The 24206-nt window shown below is 46.5% G+C and carries 17 protein-coding genes; 7 read left to right on the forward strand and 10 right to left on the reverse strand.

Going from position 1 to position 24206, the window contains the following annotated elements:
- Nucleotides 1-5 precede the first annotated feature (5 nt).
- The 6 genes from CRP01_RS04635 to CRP01_RS04660 form a co-directional block, all read right to left on the reverse strand.
- Complete coding sequence (locus tag CRP01_RS04635) at nucleotides 6-1880, reverse strand: tetratricopeptide repeat-containing sensor histidine kinase (protein ID WP_099148844.1); 1875 nt, start codon at nucleotides 1878-1880, stop codon at nucleotides 6-8.
- Nucleotides 1881-1953: 73 nt separating this feature from the next.
- A complete protein-coding gene (locus tag CRP01_RS04640) occupies nucleotides 1954-2259 on the reverse strand; it encodes a hypothetical protein (protein WP_099148845.1) in 306 nt (101 codons plus the stop codon).
- 223 nt (nucleotides 2260-2482) lie between these two features.
- A complete protein-coding gene (locus CRP01_RS04645) occupies nucleotides 2483-6055 on the reverse strand; it encodes a type I restriction endonuclease subunit R, EcoR124 family (protein WP_099148846.1) in 3573 nt (1190 codons plus the stop codon).
- A 22-nt stretch (nucleotides 6056-6077) separates the two neighbouring features.
- Complete coding sequence (locus CRP01_RS04650; RefSeq protein WP_143473270.1) at nucleotides 6078-7361, reverse strand: restriction endonuclease subunit S; 1284 nt, start codon at nucleotides 7359-7361, stop codon at nucleotides 6078-6080.
- Between the two features lie 11 nt (nucleotides 7362-7372).
- Entirely contained in the window at nucleotides 7373-9001 is a 1629-nt protein-coding gene (locus CRP01_RS04655; RefSeq protein WP_099148848.1) for a type I restriction-modification system subunit M, read from the reverse strand.
- Nucleotides 9002-9468: 467 nt separating this feature from the next.
- Entirely contained in the window at nucleotides 9469-12621 is a 3153-nt protein-coding gene (locus CRP01_RS04660) for a tetratricopeptide repeat protein (protein WP_099148849.1), read from the reverse strand.
- Nucleotides 12622-12818: 197 nt separating this feature from the next.
- Here CRP01_RS04660 and CRP01_RS04665 point away from each other — a divergent pair, with 197 nt between their 5' ends.
- From CRP01_RS04665 to CRP01_RS04680, 3 genes are all read left to right on the forward strand, one after another.
- Nucleotides 12819-13271, forward strand: coding sequence for a hypothetical protein (locus CRP01_RS04665; RefSeq protein ID WP_099148850.1), 453 nt, complete (start codon nucleotides 12819-12821; stop codon nucleotides 13269-13271).
- Between the two features lie 768 nt (nucleotides 13272-14039).
- Nucleotides 14040-15524: a hypothetical protein gene (locus tag CRP01_RS04670; RefSeq protein ID WP_099148851.1), complete on the forward strand. Its 1485-nt coding sequence runs from the start codon at nucleotides 14040-14042 to the stop codon at nucleotides 15522-15524.
- 682 nt (nucleotides 15525-16206) lie between these two features.
- Complete coding sequence (locus tag CRP01_RS04680; RefSeq protein ID WP_099148853.1) at nucleotides 16207-17961, forward strand: hypothetical protein; 1755 nt, start codon at nucleotides 16207-16209, stop codon at nucleotides 17959-17961.
- 59 nt (nucleotides 17962-18020) lie between these two features.
- Here the strand turns inward: CRP01_RS04680 and CRP01_RS04685 are convergent, their stop codons facing one another.
- From CRP01_RS04685 to CRP01_RS04695, 3 genes are all read right to left on the reverse strand, one after another.
- Nucleotides 18021-18608 carry a hypothetical protein gene (locus CRP01_RS04685; RefSeq protein ID WP_099148854.1) on the reverse strand — a complete coding sequence of 196 codons (588 nt, stop codon included), beginning with the start codon at nucleotides 18606-18608 and terminating at the stop codon, nucleotides 18021-18023.
- 223 nt (nucleotides 18609-18831) lie between these two features.
- A complete protein-coding gene (locus tag CRP01_RS04690; protein ID WP_099148855.1) occupies nucleotides 18832-19200 on the reverse strand; it encodes a hypothetical protein in 369 nt (122 codons plus the stop codon).
- Nucleotides 19201-19219: 19 nt separating this feature from the next.
- Entirely contained in the window at nucleotides 19220-19477 is a 258-nt protein-coding gene (locus tag CRP01_RS04695) for a helix-turn-helix domain-containing protein (RefSeq protein WP_099148856.1), read from the reverse strand.
- Between the two features lie 179 nt (nucleotides 19478-19656).
- Here CRP01_RS04695 and CRP01_RS04700 point away from each other — a divergent pair, with 179 nt between their 5' ends.
- The 3 genes from CRP01_RS04700 (at nucleotide 19657) to CRP01_RS42115 (ending at nucleotide 20948) form a co-directional block, all read left to right on the forward strand.
- A complete protein-coding gene (locus CRP01_RS04700; RefSeq protein ID WP_143473271.1) occupies nucleotides 19657-20241 on the forward strand; it encodes a hypothetical protein in 585 nt (194 codons plus the stop codon).
- A gap of 1 nt (nucleotide 20242) precedes the next feature.
- A complete protein-coding gene (locus tag CRP01_RS04705; protein ID WP_099148858.1) occupies nucleotides 20243-20467 on the forward strand; it encodes a hypothetical protein in 225 nt (74 codons plus the stop codon).
- 313 nt (nucleotides 20468-20780) lie between these two features.
- On the forward strand, nucleotides 20781-20948 hold the full coding sequence (locus CRP01_RS42115; protein ID WP_170110225.1) for a hypothetical protein: 168 nt from the start codon (nucleotides 20781-20783) through the stop codon (nucleotides 20946-20948).
- Nucleotides 20949-21112: 164 nt separating this feature from the next.
- On the opposite strand, the gene CRP01_RS04710 is transcribed toward CRP01_RS42115, so the two are convergent.
- Entirely contained in the window at nucleotides 21113-21277 is a 165-nt protein-coding gene (locus CRP01_RS04710) for a DUF1328 domain-containing protein (protein ID WP_099148859.1), read from the reverse strand.
- Between the two features lie 1388 nt (nucleotides 21278-22665).
- On the opposite strand from CRP01_RS04710, the gene CRP01_RS04715 reads away from it, so the two are divergent.
- Nucleotides 22666-24206 (forward strand): HYR domain-containing protein (locus tag CRP01_RS04715; RefSeq protein WP_170110226.1); only part of this gene is annotated, 1541 nt, incomplete at its 3' end.

The raw sequence follows: 24206 nt of genomic DNA on the forward strand, positions 1-24206 counted from the left end.
TCAATTTAAATGATCAATGGTATCGTTATCGCAATAACGGTGCCCTTATCTCCGGAATTGACGTTCAATACACCAGCTGCATTATCCACCAGTTTTTTCACTATTTTCAGGCCGGAGCCTTCGTGTACGATTTTGGGATCGAACCCGCATCCATCATCTTCAATAAGCACACTCAATTCGTTTTTCCAAATATTGAGCTGGCAATTGATCTGCTCGGCATTTGCATGTTTGAGGGCATTATAAGTACAGTTGTTGATTATTTGGTACAAGCTAATACCCAAGCCTATCGGTACTTCAAGAGGAAGTTTGCCATTGATGCCCTGAGTTGAAAAGCTTACTTTAGGCACTTCAATTGCCCTTTTGATATCATGGAAAAGATTCCTGATCAGGACCAGCCAATTGAAATCCTGTCTTTCCAGAAGTTGATCTACATTCCGGGCGACATCCTTTACCTTATCCAGTTCACTAATGATTTCAATAAATACGGTCAAGTCTACCTGATCCTTATCCAGCTTGTCGATCGCGGTTTTCAACCGCTCATTGAGAAACCAAATTCTACCCGCAATTTCATTATGCACTTCATGACTCAATTTTTCAATAGCTTCTTTTTGCAATTTTGCCTGATCCAGGATTGACTTTTCCTGGCTCAAGCGCAATTTTTGTTCGAGGTCAGTAGCGGTTTTCTCCTTCTCAAGTTTTTGCTTCTTAAGTTCAGCAATTTCTTCATTCTTTTTCGACGTCTCCAGTTCATGCATCATGCTCAGCCTGAACTGCTGCTGATCCCGTTCCAGGAGTTTTCTTTTATTCCGTAATCTGATAATATAAATGAATCCCAAGAGCAAGCATGACAAAAAAACCGAACTTGCAGAAGTGATCTGAAAGACGCGCTTCTTTCGCTCTTCTTCCAGCGCATTAATACTTTTATTGAGGAAATCCAGATAAGTTTCATCCAGAATACTCTTGCCGGAACGATTGAATACCTGAATAGCCAGCTGGTACTGTTCCCGGGCTTCCTTGATATCTGATCTGGCGATAGCAATTTTACTGAGATTGAAGAAGGCGTCCAATTCCAGTCTGGGATCATTCACTTCTCTGGCGTATTGTAAGGAAGTGTCAAAATAAGGCGTAGCCAGATCGTACTGCTGGGCGGTGTAATGGATGGCGCCTAAAAGGTTATAGGCTCTCGCCTGGCCAAAGGAGCTATTGACTGCCCGGTATTGTTGAATGGCGTCCGATAGATAAGCTTTGGCTTGCAGCATGCTATCCTGCCGATAATAAAGATCGGCCAGATTATAAGCGCAGACCCCATCTTTATAAGTATCACGCTCCCTTAGAAAATACGCTCTGGCACGCAGCAGGGTTTCTTTGGCAAGTTCGATCTGACCGATGTAGCGATATCCATTAGCGAGTGAAATAGCAGAAGTATACAGATTGTATTCATCTCCCTCTTTTTCAAAGATGTCAACTGATTGCCGGGCATATTTAACCTGGCTGTAGTATTCGCCCTTATTGCCTTCTAAAATAGCAATGTACCGGAGTACCATAGCCTGCCAATAATCCCTATCGTCGTCCGGAACTTTCTGAAACAGATCCAAAGCAATTTGATAATCCAGGAATGCATCCAGCCATTGTCCCCGCAGGTCTTTAGCAAAAGCCGTGACAAATTGTAACCTGGCACCTGCAAGGGGGCAAGCATTGATTTCTTTTTCTGCAGCGAGCTGGTCAAGCAAGGAATCAGCTTGCATACTATTCCCGGCCATTAACAAGCTATCCACAAATTCAATGCTATCAATATATTGGCGGCAATCGAGGGGAGTAGATTGGGCCATCACCGTGTTAACTGCGAAGAGGAGAGCGAGAAATAGCAGCGACTTCCTCATACTGGGTTTGTTTTTTGAAGAGCGTTTGGAAGGACCGGCAGTGGTGATGAACCCCTGCCGGATCTTGACTTAATTATTTGTGTGGGTTATCTGGACCGGTCTTTGCATTTTTATCACCTCCCGTTGTTTCGTTTTCGTCTTCCGCAGCGGGTAAGCCCTTACTGGTTGAAGCAGGTTTTTCCTTTTTTTCCTGCTTTTTAGGAGTAATTACACCTTCCTCCAGTTTAGGCGCTGCAAATCTGAAGATTTGCTCCAGCCTAAATACATGTGGGAGAAGGAGAAAAATAGTTTGCAGCCCTCCCATAGAGTCAACACCTACCGTTTGCACAGCAGAGAGCTTGAAGGGATTCACTTCCATTTGAACGACATAGTTTCTCATGATAATTGAGGTTTATTGATGGTGAATGGAGGGATTATTTATTTATTTTTTCTCTTTTCTGTAACTCGTTTTTCTTTATCGATTACAAAGATGGGACATTGATAATTAGCAAGAGTACCAAAATCTTACGCTATCACTACCTATTTTTAGGTAGTGGAATAGGATTGATGATTGAATTAAAGATAACAATAATTTGAAGCTTGCTGCAACCAAAAACCGGCAACTAACCCTGCCCCCCGAACCGATACAACAAATCACTTACCGCCAGGTGGATCCCATTATTCATTCTGGTCTTTGTTTCGTAATCGATGATACCACCTTGGAAATCCCGTTCCAGGCTATTGACCCGGCCCAATAAGACGATGACCTCTTTTTCCAGAGCCGGGTTATTTACGACTTCTATTTCCAGTTCATCCAACAATTGCCGGGTGTGGCCGGAGGATAGTACATTTTTATAGTGACGTAATTTCTCCCCGGCATCCATCGAAACGGGGGTACTGGGGCGGTATAAAGGCAAAAACTTTTTAAGCTTAACCCGTTCAATACCGAAGGCAGCCAATTGGCCGGAATTCACGGCCTGCAGGAGTTGGTTAGCTTCCGTTTCATCCATCTCCACCGTCAGTAAGACACTGCCCTTTTCCTTAAGCAGGATGCTGATCTTTTCCGACAGGCCCAGCTCTTCCTCCAATTGCGCAATGAGCTGGAGGATCGCCTCGTTGGAAAAGGTGTCGTAATCTCCCGACAGCTCCAGCTCTATTTGCTGTTTCTGCTTGTAAACGGGTGCCGGCTCAGCGGCCAGCGCGGTTGGTTGTTGCGGTAGATTTTTAATCAGGCTCTCCCCGGGAGATACCTGGATATCATCGGCTGTAGGGTCCCCCATGCCTTCGTCGAATACTTTGACAAACTCCACGATCTTATCCGAAATGCGTTCTTCGGCGGCTTCGCTTTCAAAAAAGCCGGGCGGTTCGAGCTGCATGGCTTCGATAACACTGGGCAGGGGCCGTTTGCCGGTGTAGATGAAATCCTTGATCGCCATCAACAGCTTATTCGCGTTGAGCTTTTCGGTTTTTGCCAGGTCCTCAAAGGCGATCTGCTTTTCCTCCGTCCAGAAGGTGTCGAATGCCGCCGGAATATCTTCCGCATCTTTGATATGGGGCATATGCCGATCGATAAATTTCTGGATGAGCTCTTTTTTGCTGTGCAGTTCGACCTCACCGCCCAGCAAGTCGTCAATTTCTTTCCGCTTTTTGGCCTGATCTCGCTTTTTCGTATTGTGCAGATCTCCTAATAATTTCAGGATATAGGCCACATTGATCTCCACCCGCTGGATCAGTTCGATCTCAAAATCCAGATCATTGAGGATGGACTCTTTCTGTTTACTGCGATCTTCCCGGACCTTGCGGTAGAGGTCGAGGTATTTGCTCTTGTAATCGGCGAATTCCTGGGGATCGATGCCGAGTTCCTCGGCGTCAAATTCATCGAAACCCGACATGATGTTATTCAGGCGGACCAGTTCCCGAAAAGCCTTAATGAATGCCGCTTCATCGTTTTCGGTTTCCAGTTCGTCGACACTGGTGATGTCGGGTACAATTGCTTTCAGATTTTCGACGGCCTCGGCAAACTCACCCAGATAATGGGTGTAGGGCTCTAAAAGGATTTCCTCGACCGGCGTTTTATTGGAGAACATCTTGATGGCCTCATCCGTAGCCGACCGCAAATTGCGGAAGCAGTAGATGATCCCGTGGTGTTTTTTGGTATTGATGATGCGATTGGTCCTCGAAAAGGCCTGGATCAAACCGTGTTGCTTCAGGTTTTTATCCACGTACATCGTATTGATCTTCTTGGCGTCAAAACCCGTCAAGAACATATTGACCACCAGTAAAATATCAATCCGATGCGGATGATAGACGGAAGCAAATTTGTCCTTTTCCCGATTCTTCAGCTTTTGACCAATGTCCTTATAATAATCATAGAACAGCTTGCTGTCTTTGGTCGAAAATTTCGTTTTAAACATTTCGTTGTAATCCGCGATATAGGATTCCAACTTATCCCGGCTGTGCGTATTCACCCGCCTACTTTCATCAAACGCCTCCATCGAATCGGGGATATTACCCTCTTCCACATCGGTGTCCTCCTCATTGGTGCGGTAGGAAAAGATGGTAACGATCCTCAGATCGTGTTCTCCCCTTAGCTTTTTGGCCTGAAAGAGGTCGTAATACTTCATCAGGATATCAATACTACTGACGCAAAAAATGGCCGAGAAGGTCCGGTCCCGCGTTTTGCTGTCGTGGTGCCGAATGATAAAATCCGTAATGATCTCCAGCCGGGCGTCCGCCTCCAGCACCTCTTTCGCTTCGATGGCCTCGACCAGTATATCCGGCTTTTCCCTGCTTTCCTCTTTTTCCTTGAACGTTTTGTAATAGTCCACCGAAAACTTCAGGACATTCTCATCCCGGATGGCATCGGGCAATACATACTGGTGGAGTCGTTTGTCAAAAAGATCCTTGGTGGTGCGCTTCCCCAGTTCGTTGCGGGTAGCATTTTTGGCGAATATAGGCGTACCCGTAAAGCCAAACATCTGGTGCGAATGAAAAAACTCCTTGATGCGCCGGTGGGTCTCTCCAAACTGACTGCGGTGGCATTCATCAAAAATGAAAACGATGTGCTTTTTCTGCAGCGGCTTCAGTTGGTGATTATAAGTGTTTTTAAGAATAGCCCGGTTGAGTTTCTGGATGGTCGTGACGATCAGGTCGTTTTGTTTGAGCTCCCCGTTTTTGGGATCCCGGTAAGTATCGGTGAGCTGCTGGACCAAAACTTTAGTATTGTCCGAGCTGTCCACACTGCCTTTCTGAAAACCGTCGAACTCCCGGATGGTCTGGCTGTCCAGATCTTTCCGGTCCACCACGAAAACCACCTTATGAACCTTAGGCAACTTGATGAGGATCTGACTGGCTTTAAAACTCGTGAGCGTTTTGCCCGAACCCGTCGTATGCCAGATATAGCCATTCTTATCGCTGTTCTGTACCCGATCGATAATTGCCTCCACCGCGTGGAACTGGTACGGCCGCAGCACCATCAACGTCCGTGTGGTCTGATGCAGCACAATGTACTTACAGATCATCTTGGACAAATGGCACTTCTCCAAAAAAGCATCCGCGAAGTCGGTGAGTGAGGAGATCTTATTATTGTCTGCGTCCGCCCAGAAGTTGGTGAATTTATAAGGCAATAGCTGCTCGCCACTATTGGCCAGGTACTTGGTATTGACCCCATTGCTGATGACAAACAGTTGCACATACTGAAACAAACCCCAGGACGACCAGAACGAATGCCGCTTGTAGCGATTGATCTGGTTGAAGGCCTCCTTCATTTCCAGGCCCCGGCGTTTGAGCTCGATCTGTACCAGCGGCAGACCGTTGATGAGCAGGGTGACATCGTAGCGGTTTTTGTAGGTGCCCTGGTCCATCGTCACCTGGCGGGTAACCTGGAACTGATTGCGGCACCAATGCTCGATATTCAACAATTGCAGATAGCCCGTATCGCCGTCATCCCGGAGGTAGGCCATTCGCTCCCGCAGGGTCTTCGCCCGGTCAAAGACATCTCCCTTATCGAGTTGGTGCAGCACCTGCTTGAACTCCGTGGCGCTCAGGCTGAGCTTATTGTGGAGCTCCAGTTGGGTCTTCAGATTGGCGAGCAGGGCAGCTTCATCAGGAATGGCCACCCAGGTATAGCCGAGCGTAGCGGTGAGCTGCTCGACTAGCTTTTTTTCTAATATTTCTTCGGATTCAGTTTTGCTCATGGGGTCCGGTTGGGTGTTTTAGCTATACGAACATTTTTTGGAGTAGCCCTTTTTTGAAGGTTTGTAAATCCTCTAAACTGATAAAAACTCGGTCTGTTTTTTCATCAAGAGAAGTCAAAAATTTTACAATTTTTTGTTGTTCTCTTAAACATGGTAAAATCAGATTTACCTTTGATAAATTGGTTTTAGAAATCCCAAGTACAGAAATACCAGTTGCAAGCTTCATAATCTGCAATCGAACAAAATGGGATTGTAGTAAGTATCCTTTAAATCCTGGAACAGTTTGTTTTCCTTTATCACGTACTAGATGAGTATGTAATCCTGCGATCAATCGCTCTCCGTTGAGATTCCTAACTTCAATGGCTTTTCCGATATCATTGTAATCTTCGGATGCATCTGCGATGATTAGGTCACCCTCCTGGCAAAAGTTTTTTTGTGAAATTTTGGATAGATCTACGTCTGCATTTACATATGGTACTTGTTCTTTATTTAAATCCAAATTAGATTTGAATTTCGTATGAATATCACCGTAATGAATGTTTTTCACTTGTCCTTCCTCATAATTCAATAGACTTCTCGAAAAAGAATTTGTACTGAGAAAATTAAACACTTCACCAAATTTCCGCTCCTCCCAATCCGGAAACGCCTTCCCCCCCTCATCCCGAAACCGGATCTCCTGCTTAAAAATTTGTTGCATCACGCCTTTTTTATAGGCTTCCAGGAGGGCTTTCTTTTGGGTGAGTTGTTGGATTTTGGTGTCTATGGCGGTGAGGAAGTGGGCGATTTTCTGTTGTTCGGGGAGGGTGGGTAAGAAGAATTTAAAATCTCCTATTTGCTGTAAATTTAAATTTGGTTGAGCACCCACACTTATGCTTTGGTAGATATACTTATTCATTACTCTAGACTGTAAAATCTGTAGAGTAAAATTAAGAATCTGAGGATTTCTTAAACGAATTATTGCAAGAGCTTGATTTGTATTTGCAGGCAAAATCTCTTTTGTGACAATTCCAAGTTTCCCAATTGTTGCTCCTGCAATGGCAAATAATACATCATTCTTTTCTAAAATGGACCTTTTTAAATCTTTAAAGTGAACCTTTTCATCAATGAAGAGGCACTTCTGTATATTGATATTAATCCCTTCCAAGCTTTCGATTTTCACATAATTGACACCTGATTTTGAGAAGTATTTAGGTGTTGTACCTTTTGTGATGAGGCTAGATATGTCTTTCAACCGAACTACTTTCCACTCTCCCTGAAACCCCGGAAACCGCAACACCGGCACCATCTTATTTTTCGTCTTTACCATATCCAACATCATTAAAAAGGCGTTTCAATACCCAGTTCCTGACAAAATCCGGCAATCGTCTGATCCGTCGCTTCCATTTCCACATTCAGCCGCTTCAAAGCCGCCGACACCTCCGCCAGATCGACCGGTTCCTCCTCTTCGAAGGTATCCACGTAGCGCGGGATATTGAGGTTATAATCATTTTCGGCGATCTCCTCCAGCGTAGCGACGTAGCTATACTTTTCGATCGCCTGCCGGTCCCGGTAGGTGTAGATGATCTTATCGACCTGTTCGTCCGAGAGGCGGTTCTGATTTTTTTCCTTTTCAAACTCCTGGCTGGCGTCGATAAACAGCACATTCTCCCCTTCCTCGCGGCATTTCTTAAAAACCAGGATACAAGTCGGGATACTCGTACCGTAGAAGATATTAGCCGGCAGTCCGATGACGGCATCCAGGTAGTTGCGGTCTTTGATGAGGTACTCCCGGATATGCGCCTCCGAGGAGCCCCGGAACAAAGCGCCGTGCGGCAGCACACAAGCCATGGCGCCATTTTCGTGCAGATGATGGATCATGTGTTGCACGAAGGCGAAGTCCGCCTTGGTGCGCGGCGCCAGTTTGCCGTACTGACTAAAGCGATCGTCGGTCATAAAGACCTGGCTTTGCGACCAATTCGCCGAGAAGGGTGGATTGGCCACCACCGCCTCCGCCCGCAGATCCTGGTGGTGGGGCGCCGGATGCTCCAGCGTATCATCATTATGGATATCGAACTTCGAAAAATGCACCCCGTGCAGGATCATATTCATCCGGCAGAGGTTGTAGGTAGTTGGGTTTTGTTCCTGTCCGTAGAAGTCGTCCACCTTCGCCTCTTTCGCAACCCGCAGCAACAAAGAGCCCGAGCCGCAGGTCGGGTCGTAGACCGACCGAAGCCGGGTTTTGCCGGTCGTGACGATCCGGGCGAGGATCTTGGAGACCTGCTGCGGTGTATAGAATTCCCCCGCTTTTTTGCCCGCTCCACTGGCAAATTCACCAATGAGGTATTCGTAGGCATCGCCCAGTACATCGGCATCCACTTCGTCGAGTTTGAAATCAATTTTCGACAGGTTGCGGAGTACATCCACGATAATCTTATTACGGGCCTTGACGGTCCGTCCCAGTTTGGTGGAATTAAGGTTGATATCTTCGAAGAGATTGATAAAATCTTTTTCACTATCGGTACCCTGGGTGCTGTTCTCGATATGGCGCAGCACATCGCGCAGGTCTTCCAGGATGAAATTGTCGGCAGTGGTGGCATCCTCGTCTTCCTCCTCTGTACCAGTTTCATCTACCGGCACCGCTTCAGCCTTGGCCGTACCGCGAGCCACGAGGGTACTGAACAGTTCGGAAGGCTTCAGGAAATACCCCAGGGATTTCAGGGCCTTGGTACGCATGACGTCCAGGTAGCGGTCCCCTTCGTCGGTACCTTCCGGAATAGCCGTATAGGATTTGATGGGTGCTCTTTCCAGTTGCTTATCGGCAAAGTCGAGCATCCGTTCGGAAAGGTATTTGAAAAAGATAAAGCCGAGGATGTAGTTGCGGTATTCGTCCGCGTTCATCTTGCTGCGCAGGGCGTCAGCGATGTTCCAGAGTTGTTTTTCGAGATGTTTTTTGTGTGCTTCGGACATGCTATCGGTTGTGTATTAAAGAGCGGGTTTGATGTTTTACCGTGTTGATGTGTTCAAGTTTTGGGGTATTGTTGTTTGTTTTTTTACTCCTGGCCAATATACTTAAGATTATTTATTTTGGAAGGGGAATGATTGGGATAGTTCTATGATTCGGGGTCAGATGTGGTACGGATTTTCCTCCCCCTGCCCCCTCACGAGGGGGAAAGTTCCCTATTTTAGTACGTTGAGTGAGGGAACTTTCTATTTCCCGGAGGCTGACAGCGCTGGTGTCCTTTATGGACCTGCCCACTTGATTGAGGGAATTTCCGCTTTTTCCTGAAAGTACAATTTAGCATATCCACATCCATTATTTACTCCAACTAAAGTGAATTGGTTCTGAATGCTTTGCCGCGGCAGGCTCAAACCGTGGACTATTTGGTTGTACGCAGATTTTGGAGGTTTGTTCTGTGGGGTAGGGGAGGAGCGGCTTACTCTTCTTCCTGCGTAATGATGGCGGCGGCTTTGGCTTCGTAGTGGTTGGCCTGGTCGGTTTGACCGAGGGCGTGGTAGGTGGTGGCTATGTTTTGGTAGGATTTGGCTAGGTAGGGGTGATTTGAATCTAATTTTAATTCTCGGATCACTAGAGCTTTATGATGATACCTTAAAGCTGATTCAAAATCATTAAGAGCATAAAAGGTCTTCCCAATACCATAATAGGTTGTAGCAAAATCAGGATGATTTTCATTAAGTACTAATTTCAATAGTTCTTGGGCTTTAAAGTAGTATTGCAGAGCGGACTCGTACTGTCTATGATCTCGAAAAGTTCCTGCCATGTTATTGTAGCAGGTAGCTATATAGGGGTGATTAGCATCCAGTTTTGATCCCCAGATCGCTTGAGCTTTTTGATGAAATAAAATCGCCTTATCGTATTGTGCCAAATAACGATAGGTACATGCTATACTATCATAGCAAGTGGCCAAAATTGGGTGTTTCAAATCAAATGCTGATTCCCAAATAGCCAAAGCCTTTTGATTATAGAAAATCGCTTTATCGTTTCGTCCCAAATACCGATAGGTTACCGCCAAACCGTTATAAGAAGTAGCTAGGTCGGGATGTTCTACATCCAATACCGATTCTCGTATCATTTGGGCTTTTTGATGATAGAAAAGAGCATTTCTATATTTACCAAGATTATTATAAGTTTCTGCTATACTACTATATGAGTTAGCTAATTTAGGGTGGTTCCATTGCAACGCTGATTCTCGTATCGCTAAGCTTCTTTGATTATAGGTTAAAGCCTGTTTATATTCGCCAAGTAAGCGATAGGTTATAGCGATATTATTATAAGGAAAAGCTAAATCTGGATGGTTGGGCCCTAGTATTAACTCTAAATATAGAAGGCTTTTTTGAAGATGGTCTAGTGATTTTTCGTAATCTCCGAGGTTCTGATAGGCTATTGCCATATTATTATAGCAAATAGCTAACGAAAGATTGTTAACTTCTTTTTCCGATTTCAATATAGCTTGAGCTTCAATTTCAGCACGTAATCCTTCCTCATACAAACCGTTGCGATTAAAACAACGTCCTAAATTATTTAAAGCAGCAGATAATGTTCCCGAATCGACTTCTCTCCAGTTTTTCAGGATCGAAACGAATTGCTTTTGAACTCGAAGTTCTTCTATCAACTTTAAATTAGCTTCAAGAACACTGATAAATTTTGTAAGAATACTAAGAAACCCCTCAGATGTTTCCTTCTGAATCAAATCGACCAAACTACGTAGATGATTTTCGTATTGGATATTGCTCCGCATCCAAGAACCTTTATCAAGATCTCCTGTCTCCGAACCCTCCACTCCGATTTCTTCGTCTAGAAAGAATACTTCCTGGAGATTCTCACTCAATTCCACGAAAAAATCCAGACGGGGAGTTAGCTCGGCTTGGAGCACCGGCACCAATCTAGCATGCAGGCTTAACTGCCCTTCCTCATTCCCTACCAGCCAACCGCGCTCCCGTAGCTGTTGCAAAGCCTCTAAAAATTGGTTATTCTTCCGTTTCCTCCATAATAAGAACCCTTTATCCTTTCCCTTAAAGTTGCGGTAGCCTTCCGTAGCAATTGGCTGTTTCATCTCCTCGATGCCGATCAAGTCGGCCACCATCTCCGGTTCGTAAAACCCTTCCGGCAGTGCCGCCCATTGCAATAAAACCCAACCCGCCGCCGGTGTCGGTTGGAATTGTTGAAACAAAAGGGTAAGCAGGGATTCATCCACCGAAGCGGCAGGCGCTTGTTCGAGCAGGGTTCGCAACTGCTCATCCAGGCGGGCCGGTTGCTGTCGGTTCAGGTTTTTGAATAAAATAGAAGACAGGTATACGTTGTGACGCAGATGATCCAGTAATTCCGGAGCGTGGGGGTACTCCCGCGCGTAAGATGCCGCGAGCAGATGGATCTCTTCGTTGGTAAAGGGCGGAGCGGTAAATGCGTGGCAATGATAACGACGACTCCACGGGTGATCAGGAGCAGGAATCTCCAGAGAGGTAATCAGCACATGGTTTTGGTGTAACTCCAGGAGGTCATAGTAGGGCGTAAACTGCTGGAGGTCCTTGATACCATCCACCACCAGCAAGACCCGTCCGGGTAGATTAGCCAGGTACTGGGAAAAAGCCCGGGCGCAGGCCCGATCGATGTCCGGTCGGGGCCGGTCCAGGTCCTCCAAGCGAGCCCGGAGTTCCGGGATGGGGACCGCCAGCGGCGCTGCCGCAATAAAGTCCTGCAAAAAATCGTGCTTGACCTCAATCCACGCTACGTGCTGATATTGCGATAAAAAGAGGTGGTAGTATTGCTCGGCCAGGACCGTTTTGCCGCAACCACTGGGGCCATGCAGCCATAGCACCTGGTGTTCCTGCAGAGCAGCTTGCAGATCACTCAGCACCAGCAGGCGCTGCAACAACCTATCCTGCCGGGTCGGACGCCGATGGGTGATAAAGCGGAGCTTAAGCGTTTCCGTATCCGGCTTCGCAGCCGGCAGTCGCCACGAATGAGATCCTTCCGGAGAAAGTTTCCAGGGAGCATCGTTCCCTTCTCCCAGGAATCCCTGGCCACGAGGCGATCCATTGTGCTTAGTCTTATAAGCAGTAGCGGCCGAGCGGAAAGCTTCACTGATGGTGCTACCACCGGCCAGGGTCTGATAGAAGTAGCGGGCAAACTCCCGCGCTGCCGCATCACCAACGGTATGATCGGTAGCGATAACCGCCGGTATGCCTTCCCGGTGATAGACTGCGGCCTGAGCGGAACTCAGACAACCGTTGATGAAAACGAGTTCCAGATCTTCTTGTGCCCCCAGGAACCCAGCCAGATAAGCGGCCCGGGTATTCTCCTGTCCGGGAAAATCCTGCTGCAGGAAAAGCGCTTCCTGATCGGAGTGACCGCCGTAATGAAAAATCCGGATCCTACTCCCATACCGCTGAAACACACTAATGATCTTCTCCGGGCTGGCCGCCGCTATGGTAAACACCTGACAGACGCCGGCATCGTGTACCGAGTGCAGGGCCTGGATCAATTCGTCCTGTTCCTCCGCCAGTTCCCGCAAGGGAGACTCGGTATCATTGGCGAAAGCTAGTAATATAATGGGTATGCTGGAGTCCAATGGGATATGGGTTTACTTACAGTTTGATAAATGTAGGGAATTTTTGGGAGCTGTAAGGCGATCGTTGTCAGTAGTTTCGTTCAACAGGAAATCGTACCGTTTTCAATAAACTGGGGGAACATTTTTTAGAAAATGGGCAGACTAAAGCATTTATTGATGATATTGTAGCAACGACAAAAACCAAACAGGCCTATTTCATGATGATGAATTTCGAATTCCCAGAAGATCAAATCTACTTTGAAAAATTATTGATCGAGACAGATCATCCTTTGTCCATTCTTCATTTCACCTCCCTGTTCGATTTTAGAGATCCCGCCCTAAAGCGCAAGGCATTCAGTCGCATCCGAAATTCCGTTTTTTCCACATTGGTAGAGGAATTCGGTTTAGTTTGCATGCTGCAACTGGAAGGCTGCGCTGCAGAGAGTGGTTTTGCGGTGGATCACCTGATCCCGCTTTCGACGAATAAGCTGAATAAAGAGCTACGGACTATAGTTCCGCCAAAAGGGAAGAAGGTGCCGGCACAGAGTTTTGGTTCTAATCATATAGATAATTTGATCATCGCCTGTAATAAGTGCAATGGACATAAGAAGCATCGACTGCTGGAGCGAGCGCAATTGTTGTCCATATTACGGGCAAAGAACATGATTTGAGTAAATTCTAGGGATCCCCTTGAGTTCCAAAACTCAGACCGCATTTCCAGCCAATATAATAACTCTCTTTTCCAGTCGGAGTGGACTGACTGGTTCCTTCCTATTACCTGCCTTTGAAATATTATTCCAAGAACAACAACGCATCAAACGCAATACAGAACATTGTTCCAAAAAACCACACCCAAGGTAAGGTAGCCCACCAATACTTGACAGCAAGCCATTAAGTGTTGACCTTTGGAGTATGACTAGCGTGAGACTGGAAAGCAGCTACCATTGAGAAGTCCCAAGAGATAAAAGATCACAGGATTGGATTTCTACCAGCACCTCATGCTATCACTTTTAGATCCAAATTTTCCAATATCCGGTGGGGATTTAGCCGGGTTCGATTCCCGGATTGGAACGAGACCGTAGGCGAGTTTTTTATGATTTGATGATCTGGTGGTTTGATTCCGTGGTATTACGATTGTGGAATCAAAAGACGACCTGATCGTTGGATGTCCACCGGGCAATGCGTCTTGCTGCCCGACACCCGGCAAATAATCCTTCGTAAGATCCATTTTTTTTTAGCTATCCCTTGGACCAGGATGGCCGGGATTTTTGGATGACCGGGATGGTGCTGATCACACTGTCTTATTTAGTGATACTCTGATGATGCTGTGCGCTCCTTCTGCAGTTTGCTTTTCAAATCAATTTTAGTAATGGTAATTCTTTGCTGTCCCAGAAATGGCTCCGGGATGGACGGGATCGTATTGCCTAAAATGAACAACTATGAATGCTTTTAATTGCTCCACAGGAAAATCCACGGAGTACTACCTGGATTTGCGCAAGAGTATCCTGTTGGTCAAGGATTTTATTTCCAGCTACAATCAGGATCGGCCACTCCGGCAACAATTGCGGGCCAATCACCAAAATTTAATGTACCAATTGCTGGAGATCCAGCGGATCGTCCTGTGGAAAGTGCAATCCGGCAGTATAGGATTGATTCCTGGCACTGCGCTGCCCCGCATAGCGACCAACAATGTACAACTGGGAGAAGAAGTGAAGTGTAGCGCAAGAACCATCCAGAATCTGCGGCAGCGCTTACAGGAAGCGGGACTGATCAGGGACGAGGTCTGGCACGGCAGTAAAGCGAATTATGAATTGCAGTTGAATACGGAAGTGATCTTTTTAGCCCGAAGGGGGGATCAGCGGAACTGGATAGGGCTGTTTTGTACAGAATGTAGTGATCAGCAAACGACCGCCGATACCCGTCGGCCGGATAAAGGTAATTTGCAGCGGCATGCGCCCCGTTTCCATAAAATGTGGAGAAGCACTATGCAAGCTGTGAAAATAAGGCCTGACCTGCCATCTGAATCCATGAAGTTTCTACCCTCCTATGAGGAAAAAAATACGCTTTTTAAAGAAAACTTTTCGTCCAACTGTACTCTGTCCCTACCGGATACTAATCAATTAAATCAATTAGAGATCGATCCGTGTGGAAAACGTGCTGAAACCGATGAGCATCGGACGCACGATCACCTACGACACGTTTTGACTGGTTACGAGACCGACAGCGACCTGGTGCCCCCTCTGTCGCTGCGCGACATCTCCCCCGATGGGGAGATACCCCCCCGGGTTGCGCGGCGCCCCCCCGTGGATGGTGAATGGGGTGAAGGGGAGATTGGGGGAGGGGGTGATGGGGTGCCGCAGACTTTTGCGGAGGTAGTGGTTGGATTGCCGGATCGGATTGGGCGTCGGATCTTTCGGGAAGTAGCTCAGGTATGGGCCGTGGCGCAAGAGGAACTCTACGCCGGACAGTGGATTGCAGATGCCGAACGGGAACGAGCAAAGGCGCGGCTAGCAGAGTACTATATCTATGCAAGTCCGAAGCGTTACACCGCGGGAACAGCCGAGATCTGCGAGCGGATCCGGCTGGTCCGGAAGTGGATAGACCGGGGGCGCAATGCCACGCCCAGTTTAGAGCGTTGGGTGCCGATCCCATCCATATATTTTGATTACCGGAATCACCGGGGTTTTGGGCGTACGAAAGCCTGGTTTCACCGGCATAATGCAAAGCGACGAGCGATCAAAGGCCATATTGCAGTAACACGCGCGGTGCACAAATACCGGCGCAGTCTCCAGGAAGCCGACGGGACAGCAGGACCAATCGAAGTCTACCGGAAACTAATTGGCCGATTACAGGAGCACAGTGAGGAAGCAGTAATGGATTTCTGTCGGCTTATTGGTAATGAGCCACCAATGGTAAAAATATAGCGATATGACAGTCAGGACGAAAAGTAATAATCGACGGGGCCGATTCAAACTCGTGATTTTTTTCAAGCAACATCGCTTGGCGCGTGGGTTTACCCTGTACAGTACGGCAGGACAAGATGTACGAGGTGTTTCTTCAGACCGATTTAAGCACCTGGTGCTGCAGGGGAAGTTTGCGGGGAAAGTCAAGTGGGCCGGGATCTATGAAGTTGGGCGGGAGGTTTGGCGGTGGTCATGTTTTAATGTGTGAACGTGTGAAAGTGTGAATGTGATTGTTGGAACGTGGTAAGGTACGGTCTGGGAACTTCTGATGGTGTCGCATCGGGGTTTCCCCACATCAGCGGTGCCCAAATGCTAAGTCACCAATGAAAGAATTTTTGTATTTTTATTAAAACTTTTTGCTTGTATGCTCACGGACATCAATTAGCTGGATCTGAACAAGCAATATACTTATGCGGATTATCTCACCTGGCGGTTTGACGAAATGGTCGAAATGATCACAGGTCGGATTTTCAAGAGTATGTCGACGCCTTTCCTTCGCCATGATGTAGTGCCTTCCGGAATCTTTCCGGAATTTGGCGTGGACCTGGGGGCAGTGTTTGGCGATAACTGAGAAAGTTTTTTATGCAAACCCAGTTTTAGGCAATAGTGCTTGCCAATTATAATATTATAAACTAAACCTATTATGCAAAAGATTACCCCAGTAGCAACGTTTGTTGTTTTAGTTGCCTTGTTAATTGCTCAATGTGCAGAACCCAAACCACTGCCCAGTATCCCTGATCCAGTTGCCCAAACGGTCGGTCCCAGCTCAGAAGAGATCCAAAATCTACAGGATCGGTTAGAGGAGCATCCTGAATTTCGGAAGATCTTTCAAGATAACCGATACCGAATCTTATCCTTTAAACCAGTCTTTTCTGACGCCAAGGAGTGGGAGGGACAAGATACGCTGATCATTTCCAGATATACCGCCATAGCCTATGATTACACGCGGGACCAGGCCTACGAAATCCGGTTAAGTACAGACACCCGGCAAGTAGAGGCCACAGCCATTGACGATCAGCCTACTCCCAATGCCGAAGAAGAACAACTCGCTTACGATGCCTTGATACGAAACCTAAACATCTCCGATCAGGTTACCGCCGGGACCCTCACGGTAGTGAACGCCATGCCTCCGGCCATGAGCAACAGCGAAGGGAACCGGATGTTATCCTTCATGGTCATAGGTCCTGAAACATCCGACCAACTAGGAGCCTATGCCGTTAATATATCCGACGAGCGGCATCCGATCGAAGTCATGAATCATAACTTTGCCGGGCTGGAATTTTCAGCGCCCACCTGCGGACCTCCCGATCTGGACTCCGGTTCCGACCCCACCGGATACAAAGAGATCACCATACCCAACCCCTTTAATCCCCTGACGCCTATTTGGAAATTCACCGTAGTCCAACCAAAATCATCCTCCGGACACAAGGGATCGGGTGTCGAACTGCGCGATGTAAGCTTTATGGGCAAATCAGTACTGAAGCGGGCCCATGCTCCAAAATTAAACGTCATTTACGATGCCATTTGCGGAGGTAATGCCCAATCTTACTGCGGCGGCAGTTCCGTTAACGTATACGATGACCCCATTTTTGTGCCCGCAAAATTTGAAGCTCAGGGTACCAATTTCCCTCCCGTGGCAAACGGTTTCCGGAACTGCACGGCCATGCCCCAAACCATTGTGGACAGTGGCGATGACGGCGGCAATTTCAAAGGCGTAGCTATCTATAAAAACCCCACAGATAACAGTGTGGTAGTAGTGAGTGAACTTCAGGCCGATTGGTATCGCTACGCCCACGAATGGGTATTTTATCCCAGCGGTCGGATCGAACCACGATTTAAGTTCTCCGCTGTTCAGAACAACTGTACCTGCGAGCGCCACGTGCATCACGTATACTGGCGTTTTGATTTTGATATCAATGGCTCCATCAATTCCGTCATCGAATCCTACGTTCCGACCAAAGGAACTGGCTCCAATTGGGTCTCTGTTCCCCCCTTCACCCAGGAGGTGACCCGCTACAGGAGCTATTCCCAGATGATGTGGACGATCAGCGGGCCAAATAATCTGCGCTGCGACCTGATCGCCGGTGAGCATGACGGAAACGGAAACGGAGACGATTGGGCAAAAGGAGATGTTTTCATTGCAAAATATGATCCCGATGAGATCAATGAATGGGGACTGAATACTTCCAATCAGTTAGCCTGCTTCAATGACGCCCATCTTATAGATGGTGAAAATATCAACGGAGAGGATATTGTTATCTGGTATCGGGCCGGTTCGCTGCACGATGAAAGTGCTATCGATCCCAGTGGCCAACATCAGATAGTCGGTCCCAGCATTAAGTGCCGGTGGAATCCCGGTCCGTACGAAGATGAGTATGATGATCAGATCTATAATTAATCAAGAGATACCAGGAAATGTAGGGAATGTCCCGCGTAAATACTGACTCCGGAACACCGTTACCAATCCTCCCCGGGAATCCAAAAATTCAAGAGGGATTCCCGGCCCACATGGTAGCAATATTTTTCGGCTAAGGAGGACAGATCAGTTCCTTCATCAATCCCGACCGCCTCGTACTGCACACTGGCTTTCCGGATAACCTGGAATTTCCGCGTATCCACATCTGCCAGACGAAAAGTGAGGATCCAATCGTAGGTTTTCCATAGATGGACATTTTCCCCGTAATATTTTTTTGCTTCATCTGCAGAAAGATATTCCGAATCATAAAAATGGTTGAATTGGGAAATATGGATGGCGATATCTTCTCTTTCGGAAGTTATGATAAAATCCTGGACCGGGGAATGTTTTTCCATCGCTTTTTGCACCGTGCTTACTTCCGCGGGCCTAACGTTTACCGGTATTTTTTTCCGAATGACTACCCTGGCGTCGTAAGGATATTCGAGAACTTCAAACCCTTCCGGTATTTCAGAGATCAGGTTTTCGACCGTAGGGTCTAAAGTGATGTAATAACGAACACCTCCTTTTTTGGTGGTTACGGCTTTAATATAGTGGGTTTTATCCTGGCGATTAGTATAGGAATATGCCATATATAGTTGGGATATTGTATTGGAAAGCAGGTTTTGAAGGTGGAAATCACTACAGCCTTAATAGCTGGTAGCGAATAGTTTTTCTTCCAGTCTGCAAATTATTCGGTCCTGAGGCGTAGCTTCATGAGCTTTCAAGGAATCTTTTTTTAAATCTACAAAATTTTGGAAATTTTGCAGCAGGAGCTTGTTCTATTACAAAATCATCACTGCTCTATTCGTTTCACTAAGCAGGCGGACGCAAGAAATGCTCTCGCAATGCTCTCACATGATCCGGATCATCCATTTGTGCAATATCCAATCTGGTACCTTTCGAGCGTTCCTCAATAGCATCGCGGATCAGGATCTGGGTAGGTTCATCCAGGTACTGCATGGTTTGCGGGGTGAGGAGGATAAAAAATTCGGAAAATCGAAACTGGATCCGGTTCGTACTAACACGCTGCAGCCGTTGCAATGTTTCGTGCAACAGGAAGAACGAGTAGTGTTCCAGGTCTTCATTTTCGTAGTAGAGCCTTTGCTGGGCGGCCAGGATGAGTGGTTCCCGCAGTATGGGCGGAAGTTTGATGGAGATCTTGCCGGTTTTGGTGATTTTCATGGATGCTAATATGCGATGATCAATTAGGGGTAGGAGGGAGCGGGCTTTCAAAACCTTCTGCAAAGAAATCAGCTGGAGAAATATCCATGGCCTGCAGCACTCTAAATAAGCTGCTTAACCGCAAGTCACTTCCCTTTTCATAACGGCCATATTGCGCCCGGCCGATATTGTTTTCGTAGGCGAATTGCTCGTAGTTAGAGTATCCTTTGGCTTTTCTTAATGCTTTGAGTCGCTCTCCTACCAGGCTCAGTAATTGTTCTATTTGTGGGTCCTTCATTCTGTAAATTAAAAGTCAATCCATTACATTAGGTACTATTTATAAGTATGAACTAATTAATTACACTTAATTAGTAGTTTATTGAATTTATTTCTTATTTTTCGAAAATTGATCTTTAAAACGCGCAACGCTAACACATGTCCTTTTCGATTCCCATCCGAAGAACGGCCGGTCTGACTATGTATATCATCATTCCGCTGCTGCTTATTTTCAGCATACTCTACATAAAGACCTCTGTTTCTACTGCGTCAACCTTGGAGCAATATTTGTCCGCTCAATTTGAAGGTGAAATTTCCAGACACGTGTTAGAAGAAGCCATTCAATACAGTACAGAAAAACTATCGACAGAACTGGATATTGATCTTGAAAATATCGATATTACGATGGATACCTACCGGGAAATAGTGCGGGAGGCTACGGAAAAGTTCGGAAGGTGCCAGCAATACCGGCTGCTCATACTTGAGCCCGGAAGATTTCCCTGTTATACCTGCAATTCCCGGAAATCCGTACTACTATCAGCCGGCCAGTCTTTTAAGATAGGGCAGACATGCGGGAATGAAAAATCCCGGTATGGTTCCAATTTGCCGGCAGCTGGACTTAGATACTTCCTGGAATTTGAAGGAAATGCTTTTGAAGTACTCGTAGCTGAATATATACAGCTTAAACTGTTTGAATTCAGTGGAGAGCGAAAACTGATCCTCCAGGCAAATCAATTAACCGAATCCGAGATGCTATTGCCTCCCGGAAATAAGATAACCAGATAGTATGATCTCTTTATTTGTGGATAAAGATTCCGATGAGCCTACCCAGAAACTGTACCAGTTGCTGAACAAAATGGATCTTCCGGAAGGCGTAAACATCACCATCAATAATCTGGAAGGCGCCGAAAGTGGGATACTCCGTGAAGAGGGTAGGGTAGTGGACATTTCGCTGGCCAACTGTTATGCTCTGGAGGATGTGGTGCGGGAACTGATACTGTTAATGATCTGATCCGGTGGTGGCAATAAACAATTTCTACTATTAGTTAAAAGAAAGAGGATTGGGGCTGCATTTATGCTAGCTGGCACCGGTGTGTGGCCGTATTGGGACGGAACACAATTCCGTATGCGGGGGATTATATGGCTAGATGATGAATATGGTTAGATGGCTTTATAGTTAATATGGCTTGATGGCTACCTTTCCCTGTCAAAGCCATCAAGCAATTTTAGCCATTAAACTTCCCGGACACGGAATACGGCCCCGCTGTTGATCCATTAGTTATCTTAATTAGGCGAACCTCACCATAAATTAAAATTACATAATCATGCAAGACTTTTGGCAGGCAGTATTCCACCTTTGGTCGCCCTGGGAACCAGAAGGGGAAGAAGTCCCAGAAATAGAAGAAGAGCAAATCTGGGAGGAAACCGATGAGGAGGCATGGGAAGAGCCGGCGGCGGAGCTGGAAGAAGAAATTTGGTGGTTTGAATTATGATGCTTACGAATTCAGTTCTGTACTAGACAGCACACCATAAATAAAGATGGTCCCAACCCGATCGGGAAAGGACCACCTATGGTCGATGATCTAATGGATCATCTATAGGATGTTACAATTTATGCCAAAATAGTGTTTTGTTTTTTGGCATTATATTATTTGTCTTACACTCTTTTCACGGCACCGGACAGCAGGGAAACTACCAATAAAACAATAAATACCCAGAAAAGGATCTTTGCGATTCCAGCCATAGCTCCGGCAAATCCACCGAATCCGAGGATGGCAGCGATAATGGCAACTACAAAGAAAATTAATGCATAACGTAACATAATATAATGGTTTTCAGGTTAATAACAGGCATCTCAGTAAAATTGAAATACACTACTAAAACACCAATCTTGAAGTTGGTGTTCGGTCAGATTTCCGGTCTGGAGGCCTGAAGCAGAGTAACAGATCTACAAAAACCACTTCCTCTTCTGAGCATTTTCACCTCTTACCTTTTCCACATTTCAATGGCCCCAAAGCGGAAAATCCTCTAAAATTTTCCGGCTTTTAGGGGTGTTGTAATTGTGGGAAAGGGGGGACTTTCTTTATTAATTTGGAAGTCAAAGTCATCAATTTACTTATAAGTGTAATAATGCTCATCATTTAAGGAACGAACCTCTACTCTTGCTGAGGAACGCCTACGCCCATTTGCGAGCAGGGAAAAATTTAGCCTAAAAACCATATAGACGATATACAAAAATCAGTTAAAAAACCAAATTTCTAGTGTCGCAAAAAACTGGTATTGGGTAAGTATTTTCAAGTTTTTATTTTGCCTTTTTATAGCGTTCAACTAAATCCTTATGAGTTATATCCACCAATACCTGCTTCCGGTATCCCCTCTTTATTTTAGATTTTTGACAGGCTATGTTCGACTACGAAAAATAATTTTAGCTATAGCTACTACACATTCCTGTAACTCCCCTCATATACACTGACGTAAAATTAGTTTGGGCCCTGAGGTGTCAAGACAGTCAGGATCAAACCAATTTGAGTGCAGTATATACTGACCAAAGCGGTTTGGGATTTTCCCGACCCACTTCGCGTCAAGTATTGCATTCTGACATTTATTTCCCCCCACTATCTATCGCATTTAATTAACCTAAATAAACTATTCCTCATGAAGAACTACATTTACATTGCCATGCTATGCCTCGTCCATGGGTTAGCGTTCCATGTGCAAGCACAGGATGTCGCGTATCTAACCAACAATGCAGAGCCGTGGGGGCGAAATGGAAACATCATTGCCCTAAACAACGTCTTTGGTTCGGGAAACTGGAGCAAGTTCATTTACAACACCGCTGATCCTGCACAACTATTTTCCTCAGACTATAAGTTTGTTTTTATTGAAGGTGGAAATAGTAGTACCTCTACAATGGTCAACTTCATTCAAAACAACAGAACGCGAATAGAAAACTGGGTAGCACAAGGAAATGTTTTGTTCATAAACTCAGCCACAAACCAACTTTACAACTCTTATAATGTAGGTTTTGGTGTCAATTTTTTCAGAAGTCTGTCAGGACAAGGGAACCCTGTAAATCCAGCTCATCCAATATTCAACGGAAGTTTTTCTCCATCCTATACATCGCCCTACTCCGGCAATTATTTTGCTCACGATATTATATTGGGCTCTGGATTAACCCCTATTCTAATTGGTGACAATCAGTCTTCCAGAGTGATCCTGGCCGAAAAAAGCTGGGGTAACGGCAAAGTCATGTTTGGCGGTCTAACCCTGCCCTGGTTTCAGGAGTATTGGAGTCCCCAGCCATATGTGCGGAATTTACACAACAACATTCTTGAATACCTCTATAATTCCGCCAATGTCGTAATTGATGAAACGGCTCCAGTATTATCGGGTGTACCCAATAGTACCAATGTAGAATGTGACAACGTACCCAATATTCCAACGGTCACTGCAAATGATGATGTGGATGGGAATCTTCCCGTAACATTTTCGGAAACCAGAGTCAATGGAAGTTGCGCCTTTAACTACACCCTAATCCGCACCTGGTCCGCCACGGATGCAGCCGGCAACGAAGCTAGTGCGTCCCAGACGATAACAGTCTATGATGATAAATCACCGGTTATTGATAATCTTCCAGTACAGCTGACAAGCTTCGTAGATGCCGGCTCCTGTGGCGCAATTGTCTCTTTTCCCACGATAACAGCAACCGATAATTGCGGAAATCCCAGCTTCGAATATTCTCCCCTATCCGGTAGCTTTTTTAACGTTGGCCAAACGACCGTCACAGTGATTACCACTGATGACTGTGGAAATAGTCGGACTGAAAACTTTTTAGTCGTAGTAGAGGACAATATCGCACCCGAAACCGTCTGTCAGGACCTGACCGTTTCCCTCGACGCAGCCGGCAATGCCTCCATCACTCCCGCCCAGATCGACAACGGTTCCAGTGACGCCTGTGGAATCGCCGAGCTGGCCCTGGACCGACTGAGCTTCGGTTGCGCCGATGTTGGTAGCAATCCCGTTGTGCTGACCGTAACTGACAATAACGATAATTCCGCAACCTGTTCGGCTACCGTAACCGTAGAGGATAAGATCGTACCACAAACTGTCTGTCAGGATATCACCGTTTCCCTCGATGCAGCCGGTAACGCATCCATTACTCCGGCCCAGATAGACAACGGTTCCAGCGACGCCTGTGGAATCGCCGAGCTGGCCCTGGACCGATTGAGCTTCGGATGCGCCGATGTTGGTAACAATACCGTTGTACTAACCGTAACCGATAATAACGATAATTCCGCAACCTGTTCGGCTACCGTAACCGTAGAGGATAAGATCGTACCACAAACTGTCTGTCAGGATATCACCGTTTCCCTCGATGCAGCCGGTAACGCCTCCATCACTCCCGCCCAGATCGACAACGGTTCCAGCGACGCCTGTGGAATCGCTGAACTGGCCCTGGACCGACTGAGCTTCGGCTGTGCCGATGTAGGTAGTAATCCCGTTGTGCTCACCGTAACCGACAACAACGATAATTCCGCAAGCTGTTCGGCTACCGTAACCGTAGAGGATAAGATCGTACCACAAACTGTCTGTCAGGATCTCACCGTTTCCCTCGACGCATCCGGTAACGCATCCATCACTCCCGCCCAGATCGACAACGGTTCCAGCGACGCCTGTGGAATTGCTGAACTGGCCCTGGACCGACTGAGCTTCGGCTGCGCCGATGTCGGCAGTAATCCCGTTGTGCTAAC

The sequence above is a fragment of the Flavilitoribacter nigricans DSM 23189 = NBRC 102662 genome, from assembly GCF_002646595.1.
GTDB lineage: Bacteria > Bacteroidota > Bacteroidia > Chitinophagales > Saprospiraceae > Flavilitoribacter > Flavilitoribacter nigricans.

Excerpts from the sequence above, each read along its gene's own strand:
- CRP01_RS04635 (WP_099148844.1), bottom strand. The coding sequence starts at position 1,880 with ATGAGGAAGTCGCTGCTATTTCTCGCTCTCCTCTTCGCAGTTAACACG.
- CRP01_RS04640 (WP_099148845.1), bottom strand. The coding sequence starts at position 2,259 with ATGAGAAACTATGTCGTTCAAATGGAAGTGAATCCCTTCAAGCTCTCT.
- CRP01_RS04645 (WP_099148846.1), bottom strand. The coding sequence starts at position 6,055 with ATGAGCAAAACTGAATCCGAAGAAATATTAGAAAAAAAGCTAGTCGAG.
- CRP01_RS04650 (WP_143473270.1), bottom strand. The coding sequence starts at position 7,361 with ATGGTAAAGACGAAAAATAAGATGGTGCCGGTGTTGCGGTTTCCGGGG.
- CRP01_RS04655 (WP_099148848.1), bottom strand. The coding sequence starts at position 9,001 with ATGTCCGAAGCACACAAAAAACATCTCGAAAAACAACTCTGGAACATC.
- CRP01_RS04665 (WP_099148850.1), top strand. The coding sequence starts at position 12,819 with ATGATGATGAATTTCGAATTCCCAGAAGATCAAATCTACTTTGAAAAA.
- CRP01_RS04670 (WP_099148851.1), top strand. The coding sequence starts at position 14,040 with ATGAATGCTTTTAATTGCTCCACAGGAAAATCCACGGAGTACTACCTG.
- CRP01_RS04680 (WP_099148853.1), top strand. The coding sequence starts at position 16,207 with ATGCAAAAGATTACCCCAGTAGCAACGTTTGTTGTTTTAGTTGCCTTG.
- CRP01_RS04685 (WP_099148854.1), bottom strand. The coding sequence starts at position 18,608 with ATGGCATATTCCTATACTAATCGCCAGGATAAAACCCACTATATTAAA.
- CRP01_RS04690 (WP_099148855.1), bottom strand. The coding sequence starts at position 19,200 with ATGAAAATCACCAAAACCGGCAAGATCTCCATCAAACTTCCGCCCATA.
- CRP01_RS04695 (WP_099148856.1), bottom strand. The coding sequence starts at position 19,477 with ATGAAGGACCCACAAATAGAACAATTACTGAGCCTGGTAGGAGAGCGA.
- CRP01_RS04700 (WP_143473271.1), top strand. The coding sequence starts at position 19,657 with ATGTATATCATCATTCCGCTGCTGCTTATTTTCAGCATACTCTACATA.
- CRP01_RS04705 (WP_099148858.1), top strand. The coding sequence starts at position 20,243 with ATGATCTCTTTATTTGTGGATAAAGATTCCGATGAGCCTACCCAGAAA.
- CRP01_RS42115 (WP_170110225.1), top strand. The coding sequence starts at position 20,781 with ATGCAAGACTTTTGGCAGGCAGTATTCCACCTTTGGTCGCCCTGGGAA.
- CRP01_RS04710 (WP_099148859.1), bottom strand. The coding sequence starts at position 21,277 with ATGTTACGTTATGCATTAATTTTCTTTGTAGTTGCCATTATCGCTGCC.